General features: G+C 44.3%; 20 protein-coding genes. 8 read left to right on the top strand and 12 right to left on the bottom strand.

All coding sequences use genetic code 11. From position 1 onward, the window contains the following. Nucleotides 1-2 precede the first annotated feature (2 nt). From dppC to proG, 4 genes are all read right to left on the bottom strand, one after another. Nucleotides 3-965 (bottom strand): dipeptide ABC transporter permease DppC, encoded by a 963-nt coding sequence (dppC, locus tag P3L57_RS07015; protein WP_059352794.1) that lies wholly within the window; start codon nt 963-965, stop codon nt 3-5. Nucleotides 966-970: 5 nt separating this feature from the next. Next, nucleotides 971-1,897 carry a dipeptide ABC transporter permease DppB gene (dppB, locus tag P3L57_RS07010; RefSeq protein ID WP_044156207.1) on the bottom strand — a complete coding sequence of 309 codons (927 nt, stop codon included), beginning with the start codon at nt 1,895-1,897 and terminating at the stop codon, nt 971-973. A gap of 15 nt (nt 1,898-1,912) precedes the next feature. Next, a complete protein-coding gene (dppA, locus tag P3L57_RS07005; RefSeq protein WP_069486434.1) occupies nt 1,913-2,737 on the bottom strand; it encodes a D-aminopeptidase DppA in 825 nt (274 codons plus the stop codon). A gap of 127 nt (nt 2,738-2,864) precedes the next feature. Further along, nucleotides 2,865-3,683, bottom strand: coding sequence for a pyrroline-5-carboxylate reductase ProG (gene proG, locus P3L57_RS07000; RefSeq protein ID WP_069486433.1), 819 nt, complete (start codon nt 3,681-3,683; stop codon nt 2,865-2,867). Nucleotides 3,684-3,864: 181 nt separating this feature from the next. On the opposite strand from proG, the gene htrA reads away from it, so the two are divergent. Together htrA and P3L57_RS06990 are read left to right on the top strand one after the other, a co-directional pair. Next, a complete protein-coding gene (htrA, locus tag P3L57_RS06995; protein WP_059352793.1) occupies nt 3,865-5,226 on the top strand; it encodes a serine protease HtrA in 1,362 nt (453 codons plus the stop codon). Nucleotides 5,227-5,383: 157 nt separating this feature from the next. Then, nucleotides 5,384-5,560, top strand: a complete 177-nt coding sequence (locus tag P3L57_RS06990; RefSeq protein WP_069486432.1) for a hypothetical protein — start codon at nt 5,384-5,386, stop codon at nt 5,558-5,560. Between the two features lie 173 nt (nt 5,561-5,733). Here the strand turns inward: P3L57_RS06990 and P3L57_RS06985 are convergent, their stop codons facing one another. The 3 genes from P3L57_RS06985 to P3L57_RS06970 form a co-directional block, all read right to left on the bottom strand. Further along, the gene (locus P3L57_RS06985; RefSeq protein ID WP_044156214.1) at nt 5,734-6,705 is read right to left on the bottom strand and encodes a glycosyltransferase family 2 protein; all 972 of its coding nucleotides are present in this window, start codon (nt 6,703-6,705) and stop codon (nt 5,734-5,736) included. Nucleotides 6,706-6,717: 12 nt separating this feature from the next. Next, a complete protein-coding gene (locus P3L57_RS06980) occupies nt 6,718-8,892 on the bottom strand; it encodes a glycosyltransferase family 39 protein (protein ID WP_277617515.1) in 2,175 nt (724 codons plus the stop codon). Between the two features lie 254 nt (nt 8,893-9,146). Continuing rightward, on the bottom strand, nt 9,147-10,097 hold the full coding sequence (locus P3L57_RS06970; RefSeq protein WP_069486430.1) for a ring-cleaving dioxygenase: 951 nt from the start codon (nt 10,095-10,097) through the stop codon (nt 9,147-9,149). Between the two features lie 394 nt (nt 10,098-10,491). Between P3L57_RS06970 and steT the strand changes: the two genes are divergently transcribed. From steT to spoIISC, 6 genes are all read left to right on the top strand, one after another. Next, nucleotides 10,492-11,808 (top strand): serine/threonine exchanger, encoded by a 1,317-nt coding sequence (steT, locus tag P3L57_RS06965; protein ID WP_059336100.1) that lies wholly within the window; start codon nt 10,492-10,494, stop codon nt 11,806-11,808. A 277-nt stretch (nt 11,809-12,085) separates the two neighbouring features. Beyond that, a complete protein-coding gene (locus P3L57_RS06960) occupies nt 12,086-12,703 on the top strand; it encodes a DUF47 domain-containing protein (RefSeq protein ID WP_044156219.1) in 618 nt (205 codons plus the stop codon). Between the two features lie 12 nt (nt 12,704-12,715). Beyond that, nucleotides 12,716-13,717, top strand: coding sequence for an inorganic phosphate transporter (locus tag P3L57_RS06955; protein ID WP_044156221.1), 1,002 nt, complete (start codon nt 12,716-12,718; stop codon nt 13,715-13,717). A gap of 108 nt (nt 13,718-13,825) precedes the next feature. Then, a complete protein-coding gene (spoIISA, locus tag P3L57_RS06950; protein WP_024121091.1) occupies nt 13,826-14,572 on the top strand; it encodes a toxin-antitoxin-antitoxin system toxin SpoIISA in 747 nt (248 codons plus the stop codon). Beyond that, a complete protein-coding gene (locus tag P3L57_RS06945) occupies nt 14,572-14,742 on the top strand; it encodes a type II toxin-antitoxin system SpoIISB family antitoxin (protein ID WP_024121090.1) in 171 nt (56 codons plus the stop codon). Before spoIISA ends, P3L57_RS06945 begins: the two co-directional genes overlap by 1 nt. Before the next feature lie 83 nt (nt 14,743-14,825). Next, nucleotides 14,826-14,963, top strand: a complete 138-nt coding sequence (spoIISC, locus tag P3L57_RS06940) for a three component toxin-antitoxin-antitoxin system antitoxin SpoIISC (protein ID WP_125825426.1) — start codon at nt 14,826-14,828, stop codon at nt 14,961-14,963. A 36-nt stretch (nt 14,964-14,999) separates the two neighbouring features. Here spoIISC and P3L57_RS06935 read toward each other — a convergent pair whose 3' ends face one another. The 5 genes from P3L57_RS06935 to P3L57_RS06915 all read right to left on the bottom strand — a co-directional run bounded on the left by P3L57_RS06935 (nt 15,000) and on the right by P3L57_RS06915 (nt 17,118). Then, on the bottom strand, nt 15,000-15,893 hold the full coding sequence (locus P3L57_RS06935; RefSeq protein ID WP_059336101.1) for an N-acetylmuramoyl-L-alanine amidase: 894 nt from the start codon (nt 15,891-15,893) through the stop codon (nt 15,000-15,002). A gap of 12 nt (nt 15,894-15,905) precedes the next feature. Beyond that, nucleotides 15,906-16,169: a phage holin gene (locus tag P3L57_RS06930; protein WP_024121086.1), complete on the bottom strand. Its 264-nt coding sequence runs from the start codon at nt 16,167-16,169 to the stop codon at nt 15,906-15,908. A gap of 11 nt (nt 16,170-16,180) precedes the next feature. Further along, nucleotides 16,181-16,459: a hemolysin XhlA family protein gene (locus P3L57_RS06925; protein WP_059336102.1), complete on the bottom strand. Its 279-nt coding sequence runs from the start codon at nt 16,457-16,459 to the stop codon at nt 16,181-16,183. Nucleotides 16,460-16,587: 128 nt separating this feature from the next. Continuing rightward, nucleotides 16,588-16,728 (bottom strand): XkdX family protein, encoded by a 141-nt coding sequence (locus P3L57_RS06920; protein ID WP_059336103.1) that lies wholly within the window; start codon nt 16,726-16,728, stop codon nt 16,588-16,590. Next, nucleotides 16,729-17,118 (bottom strand): hypothetical protein, encoded by a 390-nt coding sequence (locus P3L57_RS06915; RefSeq protein ID WP_059336104.1) that lies wholly within the window; start codon nt 17,116-17,118, stop codon nt 16,729-16,731. Between the last annotated feature and the right edge of the window lie 9 nt (nt 17,119-17,127).

Here is a 17,127-nt window from a genome sequence, read left to right as displayed (position 1 = left end):
AGCTACCTCCTTAGCTTAGGGTCCAGTGCATCCTGCAATCCGTCCCCCAGCACATTAAACGCGTACATCGTTAACGAGATGAAAAAGGCAGGAAAGAACAGGCGCCACCAATGCCCGGACAAAATGGTCGGCAGGCCGTCATTCGCCATCACACCCCAGCTGGCAAACGGCGCTTGAATGCCGAGACCGAGAAAGCTCAAAAATGATTCTGCGAATATGGCGGTAGGTACAGTTAAAGTCATTTGTACGATGATCGCGCCCATTGTATTCGGCAGCAAATTTTTGCGGATGATGCGAAAGGTTTTCGCACCAAAGGTTTTCGAGGCGAGCACATACTCGTAATTTTTTATTTGCAGCACTTGGCCTCTTACAATTCTCGCCATGCCGACCCATCCCGTAACAGTCAGCGCTACGATAATGGTGCCGAGCCCCGGACCCATCAAGACCATCAGCAAAATGACAACAAGGAGATACGGCAGCCCGTACAGCACTTCAATAATCCGCATCATGACACTGTCTGTTCTGCCGCCTTTATAGCCGGCGATGCCTCCGTAAATGACACCGATTAAAAAATCAATCAGTGCGGCCATCACTCCGACAAATAACGAAATCCTCGCTCCGTACCATGTTCGTGTAAACACGTCCCGGCCAAGCTCATCGGTACCGAACCAATGATCGGCAGAAGGCGGAAGATTTTGTTCTGTCAGCGATTGGCGCTCGACACTATGAGGAGATAAAAAAGGACCGATTGCTGCCATCACAAATAGAAATAAAAGAATAAAAAGCCCGGCCATCGCTAGTTTATTTTTCTTCAGCCTCCTCCAGGCATCCTGCGCATAGGACAAACTCGGCCGTTTGACTGAATCGGTCTCTTGGGTCTTTTCCTGATTCGGAACAAACCATTCGTCCGGCACCTGAGCGTGCTGCTGCGGCTGGCGTTCATCTGTTTGTACAGGGAGATTCATACGCTTCACCCTTTCTTATGCAGTTTAATGCGCGGGTCCAGCAGACCGTAGGCCAAGTCGACCAAAAACAGCATTACGATCAAAATGACGCTGTAAAAAACGGTCGTTCCCATAATCACGGGATAGTCCCGCTGATTAATGCTTTCGACAAAATATTTTCCCATTCCGGGAATGGCAAAGATTTTTTCAATCACAAAACTTCCTGTTAAAATGCTGGCAACGAGAGTTCCCAGTACGGTAATGACGGGCATGAGCGCGTTTCTGAGTGCGTGTTTTACGATAATTTTGAGCGGAGACAGCCCTTTTGCTTTCGCTGTGCGGATATAATCCTGTGTCAGGACTTCGACCATGCTTGATCTTGTCAGCCTGGCGATAATCGCCATCGGTCCAACTGCAAGCGCTGCGGTCGGAAGCACCATATGGATCGGGCTCGTCCACGTAGCGGCGGGAAATAGTTTAAAATTTACGGCAAACTGCTGAATAAGCAACGTCGCCATAATGAAATTCGGGATGGAAATGCCGAGTACCGCGAGGCTCATCGCAGCGTAGTCCAAAAAGCCATTGCGGCGCAGCGCGGCAGTTACGCCAAGTATCAGCCCTGAGATCACAGCAATGACAATCGCTGCCATCCCAAGTTCGAAGGAAACGGGAAATCCGCGTTCCAGCATATCATTTACGCTGTCTGACGGTTTTTTTATAGAAGGGCCAAAATCGAATGTAATGATGGATTTTAGATAGATGATGTATTGGATAATGAGAGGATCGTCTAAGTGATAGTAGGCTTCGAGATTTCTTTGAACCGCTTCATTTGTGCCCCTCTCCTCATTAAAAGGAGATCCGGGAATGACCTTCATCAGAACGAAAGTCAGGGTGGTAATGACCAAAATCGTAGCTGCCATTGCCCAAAAACGCTTCATTATATATCTTGCCAAAGCCTTAACACCCCTTTAGCAGAATGATGTTCGCATTGCCAGTTCAGTCATGACAAGCATAGCCTGATAGGCTTCAAGCATATCCTTCGCCTGAAATTGAACGGTTGTGGTTCCCGGTTTAATTTCTGTACCCGGCATTAGATGAGCCCATTCAGCTTGGCCGTAATTGGCAAATTCAATGCTTAATACAGGCCTGTCAGGCGGTGTAAGCGGTTTAACTTTATCTTTGTTCTGCAAGGCATATGCGGTTTTTTCTGTCAGCAGCCGGCCGGCTTTCGCAGGCGACAGACATTTGACTGCAGACCTTGAAATCGTTTGTTTAACAGCAGCTGTCGTGACATTTGGGATGAGCTCTTCAGCTTCTTTGGCCGCCCGGTCATCACCGGCTACCATTAATACCGGAACATCGTAATAACCGGCAATGTAAGCATTTAATCCAAGCTCACCGACAGGCTGATCATTTATGTAAAAATGACGGACACCGAAAATCATACTATGGGACATGACACCGGGAGTTGAGGCTCTCGCGTGATAACCGAGAAACAACGCGCCCGTGAAAGTATCATCCAGCCCCTGCACCATTGAAAATGGTTTAACATCGCCGGAGATCAAATCCGCCTCCGGATGAAGCTTTTCAACCATCAGATTATTCATTTTCGAATGGCTGTCATTCACCAGCACCTCCGTACACCCGCTGTTAAACGCTTCGGTAATACAGTAGTTTGCTTCTTCGGTCATGATCAGCCGTCCGCGTTCATAATTACGCTTGCCGGAATCAACAAAGGTATCATCCGGAAGACCTGAAATACCCTCCATATCTACTGACATGTACAGTTTCATAACGCTCCTCCTTTTTTACTAAATTATGAATATTCTAACAGATTATATTAAAAAAAGAGGAAAATTGCAATATATCTGGGAAAAATCACTAACGTTCAGAGATAAAAAAGAATCCTCTTTCAAGGATTCATGTTTCTTTTGCTGCCTGTTCTGTCAGCTGCTCATATTTTTCGAGTGTTTTTTCAAATACTTGATCAAAAACATGCGGCACGGAGGCACGTATCACCGCCGCTCCCTCTCCTGTAATTCCGCCTTTCGTTGCAACACGGTTCAGCGTCTCCTCAAAGGACATCTTCTTTTCGATCAGCAGCTTGCCTGTCCCATACAGTGAGTGTATCAGGAAATCAAAGGCTTCTTCTTTTGTCAGGCCGCTGTTTCTCACAGCCGACAGCGCTAATTCTTCAAACACTGCGGCGATGAAGCCCGGGGCAGAGCTCGTCAGATTACTGGCGGCATCTAAATTAGATTCTTTTATTTCTCGCACACTGCTGAAAGCCGATAACAGTGCATCCAAACGTTCTTTCTTCTGTGCCGCGAGTGCTTCGCTGTGAACAACCAGTGAGATGCCGGCTTCCGCTTCAGATGTAATGGCCGGAATCAACCGTGATATTCCAGCTGCCGTTTCAGCCTCTAAAAGCCGCAGAGGCACACCAGCCGCAATGGATACAATATGAGAATTCCGGTTCACATACGGGTGAAGCCGGCGCACTGTTTCAATGACATGGAGCGGCGGGACACATATAAAGATCAAGGCGCACTTTTCCGCCCATATCTCAAGCGGTTTTGCCGAAACGTTTGGATAATCAGCGAGCAAAGCCTGAAGCCGCTCCCCCTTAGTTCTTGTCTCAACAAACAGCTCATTTTCCTCTATTTGTTTATGCTTCAACAGCTGCCTGGCGATCATATCCGCCATGCTGCCATATCCGATCAATCCGATTGACTCCATCGTTTCAGCCCTTTCATGTACAATATTCCTTATAAAGTGTACCGTTTTTCGCACTTTTTCACAATTTCCCATAATGTTTTCATTTTTATCCCACAGTTTTTGTTTATGATAAACTCAAGTCATAAAACTGCCATAAATAAAATGTAATTTGTTGAAAATAGAGAGAAACGGAGTGAACATGATGGATAACTATCGTGACGAAAATAGAACAGAAGGACAAGAGAATGAGGTTTTTTTAATGAAAGAGAATGATCAAAACCCGTCTTACTCAGCCCGCAATGTGATTCATGATCAAGAGAAGAAAAAACGCGGATTCGGATGGTTCAGGCCGCTGCTCGGCGGAGTCATCGGCGGAAGTCTCGCCCTTGGCATTTATACGTTCACACCGCTTGGCGACCACGATTCTCAGGACGCAGCGAAACAGACGTCCAGCCAGCAGCAAACTCAATCTGTTACAGCTAAAAGCACATCCTCTGAATCAAGCAAAAGCTCGACAAGCTCATCTGCATTTAAGAGTGAGGATTCTTCTAAAATCTCAGATATGGTGGAAGATCTTTCACCGGCGATTGTCGGCATCACAAACCTTCAGGCACAGTCAAACAGCTCTTTGTTTGGCTCTGGCTCTTCCGGTTCCAGCTCTGATTCAAGCGAAGATACAGAAAGCGGCTCAGGATCGGGTGTCATTTTCAAAAAAGAGAACGGCAAGGCTTATATCATTACGAATAACCACGTTGTAGAAGGCGCAACTTCACTTAAGGTGTCTTTATACGACGGCACTGATGTGACAGCTAAGCTCGTAGGCAGTGACTCTTTAACAGATTTAGCCGTTCTTCAAATCAGTGATGACCACGTAACAAAGGTAGCAAACTTCGGTGATTCATCAGATCTCAGAACAGGCGAAACCGTCATTGCGATTGGAGATCCGCTCGGAAAAGACCTGTCTCGCACAGTAACACAAGGAATTGTAAGCGGCGTGGATAGAACAGTTTCAATGTCAACTTCAGCCGGTCAAACAAGCATTAACGTGATTCAAACTGATGCCGCGATTAACCCGGGTAACAGCGGCGGTCCATTGTTAAATACAGACGGCAAAATTGTCGGCATTAACAGTATGAAAATCAGTGAAGATGATGTTGAGGGCATCGGATTTGCCATTCCAAGCAATGATGTAAAACCGATAGCTGAAGAATTGCTTTCTAAAGGGCAAATTGAACGTCCGTATATCGGTGTCAGCATGCTTGATTTGGAACAAGTGCCGCAAAACTATCAGGAAGGCACACTCGGCTTATTCGGCAGCCAGCTGAATAAGGGCGTATACATCCGTGAAGTCGCTTCAGGCTCCCCTGCTGCAAAGGCCGGGCTGAAAGCTGAAGATATTATCATCGGTTTAAAAGGAAAAAAAATCAATACAGGCAGCGAATTGCGCAATATCCTATATAAAGACGCAAATATCGGCGACACCGTCGAGGTGAAAATTCTCAGAAACGGAAAAGAATTGACGAAAAAAATCAAACTCGATCAAAAAGAAGAAACACCTTCTTAAGAAAAAAGCCTCAGGCCGCAAAAGCTGCCTGAGGCTTTTTATTAGACAAAAGACCTTTATACTCTATGAAACTTTCTGCCAAGACACCCGTATACGATACAGGCTAACATCATTCTAATCAGATGCTTGAAGCATTGTTTAAAAAAGGAGGAATAACATGAAAACCGTGGGATTGAGCATAATTTGCGCAGGATTGGCTTTTCTGATGCTGAGCTTTCTCCTTCCTGCATCAACATTGGCATGGGGAGTTACACTGGGGACCAGTATTCTATTAAACATAACAGGTACGGCTGTGATTATGCGTTTCTTAAAAACCCTTCAATCTAACAGCTGATTCAAGCAACGCCTAAGACGAAAGCTTTTAGGCGTTGCCGTTTTTATTTCAGCTTGCCTGACCGCAGTGCAAGTTCACAATCCCTTCTCCTCTCCTTCTTCCTTCCATATCAGCACCTTTTACTTTGATCATTACATAAAAAACCCCTGTCCGTAATGGACAGGAGGTTCAGGTTAGGACATATGCTGGTCTCTATAGAGTCTTTTATTTTCAATCCCATACGATTTCTGTACGATGTAAAGCGGCCGGTCTTTGGCTTCATCATAGATTCTGCCGATATATTCACCAATCATGCCCAGTATCAGAAGCACGATGCCGCTGAACAGGAGCTGGATGACGATAAGCGATGACCAGCCGGTAATGGTGCTGTCGGTGAACAGCTTCAAATACAGTACGATAAACATATACAGAAATCCTGCGCTTGACATGAAGACCCCGGCATAGCTTGCCAGCTTCAGCGGTTTATGTGAAAATGTCGTAATGCCGTCCATTGAAAGCTTCAGCATTTTCTTAAGCGGGTATTTCGTTTCTCCGGCAAGCCTTTCATCACGTACATACTCAACTGCCGTTTGTTTGAAGCCTACCCAGCTGACGAGTCCTCGGACAAAAGGGTTTTTTTCCTTTAATTTTTTCATTTCATCACAGACTTTTCTGTCCATGAGACGGAAATCCCCGGTATCAATCGGGATATCAATATCTGTCATGCTGCTGAGAAGCCGGTAAAACATGGCCGCTGTCTGTTTTTTGAAAAAGGTTTCCCCTTTTCGTTTTGTACGTACGGCGTATACGACCTCATAGCCTTCCTTCCACTTTTCAATCATGTCTAAAATTAACTCAGGAGGGTCCTGCAGATCGGCGTCAATGACGGCGATTGCATTCCCCTGTGCATAATCCATACCCGCAGTAATCGCGATCTGGTGCCCAAAGTTCCTTGAAAAATCAATGATTTTCACTCTCGGATCAATCAGACTGTGTTCTCTTAAAATCTCAATACTGCGATCTTTGCTGCCGTCATTGACAAATAGCAGTTCATAGTTTTCCTTCGTTTGATCCATGACCTCTTTTAAGCGCTGATAGGTTTCATGAATGACAAGCTCTTCATTATACACAGGTACCACAATTGAATATTGAATATGTCTGCTCATGTTTTTTTCCTCCTATTCATCAGCATGTAGTTCGTATAATGCAGCTGACTGGTTCATTCCGCCAGGCCCGCCGCCCATTTTGCCGGTTTGGCCTGGTGCGTTGCTCTCGCTTGACGTACCTGATGAATCAGTCTGATCAGGTGATGTCTGCTGATCAGCGCTTGACTGCCATTTATCAGAAGAAACTTTCTTGCCGTTTTCTTGAACCCATTCGACAATTTCATTGTTTCCGCCTTTCCCCATTCCTGAAGCCAAGAAGTATTTCACTTTTCCTTCTTTTACGAGCTTTTTAAATTGAGTCAGCGTGATGGCCGGGTCAGAACCGCTGAATCCGCCGATCGTCATGACGGCCTTTTTCGTTTTGATAATATACGGAGCCGCTGTGTTTGAATCAGTTGTGGCGAATAAATATTCCGCTCCGGAATTGTTTTCTTCTAAATACTCAATCAATTTTTCATTTACACTCGACTCGTTCATTCCCATGCCTTTTCCGCTGCTTGAAGCGAGCTGCGGCCCTGTTTCAGGAAGAGAACTGTTTCCTCCGTACAGGAGAGGTGTGCTTGCCCAATAAATCGGCATCACAAGCAATACGAGAAGACCTGCAAGTGATATATAATATGTGAGCGGTTTTTCACGCTGTTTAAAAATCAAAAGAGCAATGGCAGATAACGCACCGATAACCCCTACGCCGATACTCCATCCAACACCGATTTGATCGTTGTAGTTTCTCAGAATAAACAATTCAAATCCTGTTGTGGCAATCATCGCCGCCGGCAAAAGCCAAGACTTCCAGCCTGTATGGTTTCGGTATAACTGAACGAGCGCAACCCATCCAGCTCCGACAAGTGCAGCAATCGGCGGCGCCAGCATAATGAGATAATAATGATGGAAAAATTCTGCTACACTGAAGAATCCGGCAATCGGCACAAGCCATGCAACCCAGAACACCGTCTCCTTCTGCTCAACTGATAATCTTCTTCTTTCTCTCGCGCCAGCGATCAGTAAGCCTGCGATTCCAAATATCGCAAATGGCAGCAGCCAGCTGATTTGATCAGATAGTTCTTGTTGGAAGAGCCGAAGCGGGCCAGGTGTTCCCGTTCCGAACATTCCTGTACCTGATTGCATTTTTGAGCCGGTTCCTGTACCGCCTTTCCCTCCGTCTCCGCCGGGTCCGCCTTGGCCGCCATCTCCGCCGCTCGGAGGGCCTCCTTGACCGCCGCTTGGCATTTCCCCATTGGATGGCGGTGCCGTCATATTGCCATTTGCAGATTTGCCATCGTTTGATGAGCTGCTGCTTGATGACTGATTAGGCGGTGCCTGAGCGTCAGATGAACTGTTCTCCGCAGAAGGCATTTCTTTTGGTGCGTCTCCGCTTGACCCGCCCTGACCGCCGCCGGAATTTTGTCCTGTCAGCCGCTGAATTCCGTTGTATCCGAAAGCCAATTCCAAAACAGAGTTGGTCTGGCTGCTTCCGACATAAGGGCGTTTGCTGACAGGGATATTGTCAACAATGAGCGGCCATGATAACGAAACTGCCGCTAATATGACTAATGCGCTTCCTAATGAAATGATTTTTTTCCTGATTGTGGCATTTGCCGCAATCAGGTAGAACAATAAGAAAGCCGGCAAAATCATATAAGCTTGAAGCATTTTTGTGTTGAAACCTGCACCAACGACGAAAAATGCTGCTAACAGCCAGATCAGCTTTCCTTTTCTGATGGCTTTAAAGAGAAGCCATGTAGCCAGCAATAAGAAAAATACCAGTAATGCATCAACATTGTTTGTCCGGGCCACAGCCACCGCAATCGGTGTACATGCCATGATGAAAGAGGCAATTCTTGCTGCCGTCTTACCGAATGTCGGTTTTATTAACAGATACATTAAAAGGACAGAACCTACACCAGCAAGTGCCTGAGGCAGGATGACGCTCCAGCCGTGCATACCGAATATAAGTGCGCTGATGGTTTGTATCTGGAACGTAATAGGCGGTTTATCAACCGTTATAAACCCCGCCGCGTCGAATGAGGCATAGAAAAAATTATGAAAGCTTTGCATCATACTTGTGACTGCAGCGGTGTAATAAGGATTCACCGTATCATCATTCCAGATGTTATAGATATTTAAAAATGCAGATGCGAGCAAAATGAGAATCAGGAAGATGTCCAGCTCGCGTTTTTTCTTTTCCACGTTTGTCTTCACTCCTTTTCGTCTAACTTTGAAATAGTGTAACAAGCAAATGTGAAAAAACTATTAATAAACAAAGGCAATATTTTTGCCATAATCAATTCATACGATCAGTCCATAAAAGCAAAAGTTTTTGGGTCTTTATCCTGGTCTAATTCTGATATTTTTTACCTAATCAACCACGCTATTTATGTAAGCCGTTTTTGAACAAAAAAGCCTTCCGGTGACGCCGGAAGGCAAAGAATCACAATATATCGTTATTGAATCGGCTTCAGCTTTGCTTCAATTTCCTCTCTTCTATGCTCAAGATATGGCGGAAGAGCGATGGTTTGGCCAAGCTCATCAATTTCTTCATCAACCATAAAGCCCGGACCGTCTGTAGATAACTCAAACAGAATGCCGTTCGGTTCTCTGAAATACAGCGCCTTGAAATAGTAGCGCTCAACGATGCCTGAGTTGCTAAAGCCTTCCCGGCTGATGATGCGGTGCCATCCGGCAAGCTCTTCTTCGTCTCTCACGCGAAATGCGACATGATGGACACTTCCTTTTCCTTGACGTTCGCGCGGAAGATCATTTCTTTCAATTAAATGGATTTCTGTGGCCGCACCGCCTTCTCCAGATTCTAAAATGACCGCTGTCCCCTGTCCTTCAACCGGCTCTCGGCTGATCTCTGTAAACCCAAGAATATTGGTTAATACATGTAATGTTGGTTCAGCGTACGGAACTATCAATTCAACAGGCCCTAACCCGCGAAATGAAAATTCTTCCGGAATGCCGCTTTGTTTAACAGGCAGACCATAACCTTTGCCTTTCTCATCAGCAGTCAGCACAAGTCGCTGTCCTTCATGATCCTCGAATGCCAATATGTCACGTCCGGCTCTTTGGGCGATACCGCTATGCACCACCTGATGCTCTTCAAAACGCTCTTTCCAGTAATGCAGCGCTTCTGTGCTTGGAACACGTAATCCAATAGAAGAAATACTGTTTGTTCCCGCATGAAACGGCGCAATGCGGGGAATCTCAAAAAACGTCAGTTCCGTTCCCGGATTTGCCACTTCATCTCCGTAGAATAGATGGTACATCGTCGGTTCATCTTGGTTTACGGATTTTTTGACGAGTTTTAATCCTAATACTTTACTATAGAAATCTAAGTTTTTTTGCGCGTCAGCTGTTAATGCGGACACGTGGTGAATGCCGTTGACTTTCATATGCTGTCCCTCCAGGCTAATTTATCTCGATTTCGAGATATTATATTAAAGATGTATATTTATTTTCCTAATTACAAGGTATTTTATTCACATACGAAAGTCAACATATCAGCTTCATCTAGATCCGGCACCCTGCTAAGTCCCGCTGTCAGCCGTTTAATATGTTCATTCTCCGCTTGGACACCTTTCGTAAAACACGAACTTTATATAAGATTACAAACAATTTTATTCGTTTCAAGAGATAGAAAATAGACGATTTCATAGATTTTACGAATGTAAATAGAGCAAATATCGAAAATCAGAAAATTTATTTTATTTCACTTTTCTAAAATAGGGTTTACAATATGAAAAATAGATTCTTCATCACGAAGCTTCATCATAGGAGGTTAAGGACATGCATACTGAAGAAAACGGTTTAAAAAAAGAGATAGGCCTCTTGTTTGCCCTTACTCTTGTTATTGGAACCATTATCGGTTCCGGCGTTTTTATGAAGCCCGGTGCTGTGCTCGCTTATTCAGGAGACTCAAAAACGGCGCTATTTGCGTGGCTGTTAGGCGGTATATTAACGCTGGCAGGCGGACTGACGATTGCTGAAATCGGTACGCAGATTCCGAAAACAGGCGGACTTTATACGTACCTTGAAGAAGTATACGGCGAGTTTTGGGGATTTTTATGCGGCTGGGTGCAGATCATTATTTACGGCCCGGCGATTATCGGGGCACTCGGTTTATATTTTGGATCTTTAATGGCGAATCTTTTCGGCTGGGGTTCAGGCCTATCAAAGGTAATCGGTATTATCGCAGTTATCTTTTTATGTGTCATTAATATTATCGGTACAAAATACGGCGGTTTTGTTCAGACGCTGACTACGGTCGGAAAGCTGATTCCGATTGCTTGTATCATTATTTTCGGCCTTTGGAAAGGCGATCAGCATATCTTTACGGCAGTAAACGAAAGCATTTCTGATATGAATTTCGGAGCAGCCATTTTGGCCACATTGTTTGCTTATGACGGATGGATCCTGCTTGCGGCTCTCGGCGGAGAAATGAAAAATCCTGAAAGGCTTCTGCCTCGCGCAATGACTGGCGGACTGTTAATCGTAACAGCCATTTATATCTTCATTAATTTTGCGCTGCTGCATATCCTGTCCGCAAACGAAATTGTGACACTTGGAGAAAATGCGACAAGCACTGCTGCCAGCATGCTGTTCGGTTCAATCGGCGGAAAGCTGGTCAGTATCGGAATTATTGTCAGCATCTTCGGTTGTTTAAACGGAAAGGTTCTTTCTTTCCCGCGTGTGACCTTTGCGATGGCAGAACGAAAACAGCTGCCTTTTGCTGAGAAATTGTCTCGCGTGCACCCGACATTCCGCACACCGTGGATTGCGATTTCTTTCCAAATCGCTGTGGCGATCATCCTGATGCTCATCAGTAATCCTGATAAGCTCTCTGAAATCTCTATTTTTATGATCTATATCTTTTATGTGATGGCCTTTTTTGCAGTATTTATTCTTCGTAAACAAACAAAGGGAAAAACGCGTGCTTACAGTGTTCCGCTTTACCCGTTCATGCCGATATTGGCGATCGCAGGTTCATTCTTTGTATTGGGAAGCACACTCATTACAGACACATTAAGCTGCGGACTATCAATTCTCATCGGTCTGGCCGGACTCCCTGTGTATTATTGGATGCAAAAACGAAAAGCCCGCTAAAAAAACGGTTCCCTTGTTTAGGGAACCGTTTTTTGGTGAATCAGAAGATAAATGTTGACAAAAAAAACACAACTTTTGATATACTTTTTACGTTAACCAGAAAGATTTTGCAAACTTGGTTCGTTTTTTTGAGGTGAAGTAGGCCAAAATAAGGAGACACGTTTTATCGAAAAAGTCAAGCCGCGTTTTTTTCGACTTTTCCTGTTTTTTTTCGACAAAAGGCTATATAATAATTTGATGTGTGCATTGTCTCATTCAAACAATGGAGGGTTTTTTAATGATAAGAAGAAAAAAAGATAAGTTTTCACTCCTTTTAACAGAAATTGCAAAAAATATAGACGAAACTGCAGAATATTTTGTAAACTTTAAAGTCACAAACCAAACGACGCTTAAAGAGTTTGCAGATACGTTAAAGGAATTTGAAACAAAAGGTGACAATCATGTTCATGTCATGATCAAAGAGCTTAACAAAGCTTTTATCACTCCTATTGAGCGCGAAGATATTCTTCAGCTGACAAACAGCCTGGATGATGTGCTGGACGGAATCGAACATTTTTCTGCCATGATGGAGATTTTCTCAATTACTTCATCAGACGAGCATATCGATAAATTCAGCGGATACATCAGAGAATGCGCGAAAGAAATTTTGATTACAATTGAGCTGCTGGCTGAAAACCGCTTAAAAGATATCCAGCCTCACGCAATTAAAATTAAAGAGTATGAGCACAGCTGTGACAACCTGCACAGAAAATCATTAAAAAATCTTTTCGGAACAGAAAAAGATCCGATTAAAGTGATTCAATATCGTGAAATTTACGAAACGCTTGAGGAAATTGCTGACTCTTGCCAAAGTGTTGCCAATAATCTTGAAACCATCATTATGAAAAACGCGTAACGAGGGGTTATAATGGATATTCTCTTAATATTAACGATACTAATTGTGATTTTTGCTTTGGCGTTTGATTTCATCAACGGGTTTCATGATACAGCGAACGCAATTGCGACCTCAGTATCGACAAAAGCGCTGAAACCGCGCCATGCTATTATAATGGCGGCTGTGATGAACTTTATCGGAGCGATGACCTTTACAGGCGTTGCCAAAACCATTACAAAAGATATTGTTGACCCTTATACTTTGGAAAATGGCTCTGTTGTTATTTTAGCTGCTTTAGTCGCAGCAATAATCTGGAACCTGCTCACTTGGTATTACGGCATTCCAAGCAGCTCATCCCATGCGATCATCGGGGCGATTGCCGGTGCTGCAATTGCGGCAGCTGGATTTGGAGCTTTAAATTATAAGGGATTCATTAAAATCATTGAAGCGCTGATCTTATCACCGATCATTGCCTTTGTTCTTGGTTTTATCCTTTACAGCATCGTCAAGCTGATTTTCAAAGACAGCAATTTGGCGAAAACGAACAAACAATTCCGCAGAGTGCAGATTATAACAGCTGCCCTGCAATCCTATACACACGGAACAAATGATGCGCAAAAAGCAATGGGAATTATCACAATGGCGCTGATCACGGCGAATTTACATACTTCTGCTAATGACATTCCGACCTGGGTGCAATTCGCCTGTGCGACAGCCATGGGTCTCGGTACATCAATAGGCGGCTGGAAAATCATCAAAACCGTCGGCGGAAAGATCATGAAAATCCGTCCGGTAAACGGGGTATCCGCTGACTTAACCGGAGCAGCCATTATTTTCGGTGCCACATTTATTCATTTGCCAGTCAGTACAACGCACGTCATTTCTTCATCAATCCTTGGCGTCGGTGCATCACACCGGGTAAAAGGCGTAAACTGGGGCACGGCAAAACGCATGCTGATTACATGGGTTATCACGCTTCCGATTTCAGGAACACTTGGTGCTATCGCCTACTTTATTTTAAATATGATTTTTTAATGTGGAACCGCTTCTTAACAGAAGCGGTTTTTTTGATGGAACAGGAAAACCAGCCGCATCTCTAGAATACAATAATCAGAACCTATTTCAGATGCGAGGGATTGATGTATGCTTTTATTCTTTCAAATCATGGTCTGGTGCACTATGGCCGCTTTAGGCTTATACGTATACGCCACATGGCGGTTCGAAGCGAAGGTCAAAGAAAAAATGTCCGCCATCCGAAAAACATGGTATTTGCTGTTTGTTTTGGGCGCCATGATATACTGGACATATGATCCCTCTTCCCTGTTCACAAACTGGGAACGGTATGTCATTGTCGCTGTCAGCTTTGCTTTAATTGACGCTTTTATCTTTTTGAGCGCTTATGTGAAAAAACTGGCCGGCAGTGAACTGGAAACAGACACAAGAGAAATTCTCGAAGAAAACAACGAAATGCTCCACATGTATCTCGATCGGCTGAAAACATACCAATATCTATTGAAAAACGAACCGATTCATGTTTATTATGGAAGTATAGAAGCATATGCTGAAGGAATTGATAAACTGCTGAAAACCTATGCTGATAAAATGAATCTGACGGCCAGCCTTTGTCACTATTCGACACAGTCTGATAAAGACCGGTTAACCGAGCACATGGAGGATCCCGCTGACGTGCAAACGAGGCTGGATCGAAAGGATGTCTATTACGACCAGTATGGAAAAGTAGTGCTCATTCCCTTTACAATCGAGACACAGAGCTATGTCATCAAACTGACGTCTGACAGTATTGTAACGGAATTTGATTATTTGCTATTCACATCATTAACGAGCATATATGATTTGGTGCTGCCAATTGAGGAGGAAGGTGAAGGATAATGGAAAACGCGTTTCAAAACGGATGCCATCCGCGGGCAAAGAAACCGTTTAAAATCCTGAAAAAACGTTCAACCACCAGTGTCGCAAGCTATCAAGTCAGTCCGCACACAGCAAGAATCTTCAAAGAAAACGAACGGCTGATTGATGAGTATAAACGTAAAAAAGCATGATCACACTAAAAGGACAAGAGAAACAGCTCTTGTCCTTATTCCTTTTCTTAAGGGGCTACATATAATAAAACAAACAGAGGATAATGTCAGGTGATACAGTGAAAAAATTGGTGCGGCGTGTGAAGGTTATTGATTACGGGAGGTTTGGCTTTTCCGGGTATTCGCTTCGGGTGAGGGAGCGGAGTGCAGGAATTTTAAAAAAATTGAAGAAGAAAAAATAAATCCCGGAGCAACTCCGGGATATTTAGGTTCTTTCATCAGCTAACTTGAGCTGCGATCTTCGCTTTTGTCGCAGGTCCGTAGATACCGTCAGCGGGTAGACCGTTAACAGACTGAAAACGCGCAACCGCGTCTGCTGTTTTCGGCCCGTAAATGCCGTCGATTCCGTTGTTCACAGCTCCTTTATCAGGATAAAAGTAGAGAGCCGCCAGCGCTCGTTGCACCTGAAAGACGTGTTCGCCTGAGGTATATGGTGTTGTCAGCTGAATGATACCGTCAGGAAGCGGATAGAGTTCTGGCTCTGCAGCGGACGAAGGAGCACTTACAATTAACACTTGACCAACCTGAATGAGATTCGGATCTTCGATGTTGTTCCACTCTTGCAGCTGAGCAACAGTGACACCGAACGCTCTCGCTATGGATGTAAGTGTGTCACCTTTTTTTACGACGTAAGTTTGGCTTCCGCCACCGCCAATTCCCGCTTTAAACGAGTCCCACGTATCCAACAGTTTGCGAGGGCATTCCTTCCCTGACCAATATTTGTGAGGCACGACGTTAGCGAGGCTGATACCGTGTTCATCCATCAATGTTTTGATCAGCCACTGGGCATTAGCTGTTGCTTGTGCAAAGTCACCATCCGCATTTTCACAAATTTCAATCCCAATAGAAGCCCGATTGCCGCTTCCATTCCCGTCTCCTGCATGCCAGCCGTTTTCATTTAACGGCAGATGCTGATAAATCTCTGTATCATCAACTGTAAAATGCCAGCTTGTTGTCGTATCAGGGTTTTTCAAATAGCGGGCATGCGCTTGGGCATCGGCGCCTGCTGCCGTGTTCGCTGTATTGTGCACGGTAATATAAAGAGGTGTCATCGCGTAGCCTGGACGGTTATTTGCACCGACCGGAATAAAATCTTGAATAATGTTAACCATTTTCATCTCTCCTTATTTCGTCAGATTATTTTCCTTTAACAAGTCGCGTTGCTTTTTCCCTTTTTCTGTTACATAGTTGTTTTTAAACCAAGCTGCTAGTGTTGTCCCAATTGTGAAGATCACTGATCCTGCTGAATACAGAGCATCTGCAAGCTGATTCACCTGCTCTTCCTGTATGTCCAATGGTGATTTGCCAAACATCAGCATGCTCTGGTTGATGAGCGCAAGCAAAAGAAGCACCGTCCTAGTGACCGTGCCTTTATCATACGTTTTCATGATAATCCCCCTTAATGCTGCAGCAGGTTGTACATAATGGCGATCGCTCCGCCAATGATCCCTGTGCACACTGCTGTAATGATGGCACCAGTGATGGTGCGCTTAATCCATGTTGTATTTTCTTCAATTTTGTTTAATTTTTCGTTCAGCGTCATGATTTGCTGATCCTGCCGGTCAGACACGCGTTCCAATGCGGAAACTCTCTGTTCGAGCGCTTTTTGTTCACCTTTTATGTCTGCTAAATCCTGCTGAAAGACATTAACATCAGGTACCTCCGTCGGTTGTGACACCGGTACGCCCTCCTTTTACTTCATCTTGTTCACCTCCTTTGAGGCAAAATAAAAAAACGCCTATTAAGCGTTTATCCTTCCTTATTAAGTCACAATAAGTTCGTTCGTCTCCTCGGGATTGCTGGGAATTAGTAATCCTTTCCGGTAATTTCTTTATATTGCTCTTTTGTGATCCATTCAATCCTAACGTATTCTTGAACTTTTTCATCCGTATAGCATTTCCACATATAAAATTGCTTTATGTCAGCTACTTCTGGATACCTAGCCATTTAATTTGCTCCCTTCAATTCTTGTATTTGTTTTTGCATCTGGGCAATGACAAAAGCCTGCTCTGCTTCCCTCATACGTCTTTCTTCATTTTCCTTCTCTGTCTTAGCAATCTGCAAAGAAAGCGCCGCATTTTGCTGCTTCAAAAGTTCAACTACAGAGACTTCTTCTCCCACTGAACTTAAAACCGCATCAATCTCTTCCTGTGTAGCTGCCTCAGTCCATTCCTGTTTATCTGCATCAAACTTTGGTTTGAACAGAGAAGGAGAATCCGGCAGCGCAACGGTAGTGCAATCAGCAGGAATGATATAATTGCCTTTCTCGTCAACTTCAATCACCAAGACAGGCTCAACAAACATAAAATCTTCATCATATCTAAAGACTTGTATCAAGTTTTCAAC

It is taken from the genome of Bacillus sp. B28 (assembly GCF_029536185.1).
In the GTDB taxonomy this organism is placed as follows: Bacteria; Bacillota; Bacilli; order Bacillales; family Bacillaceae; genus Bacillus; species Bacillus halotolerans.
This window is presented reverse-complemented; position numbering and strand designations above follow the sequence as displayed.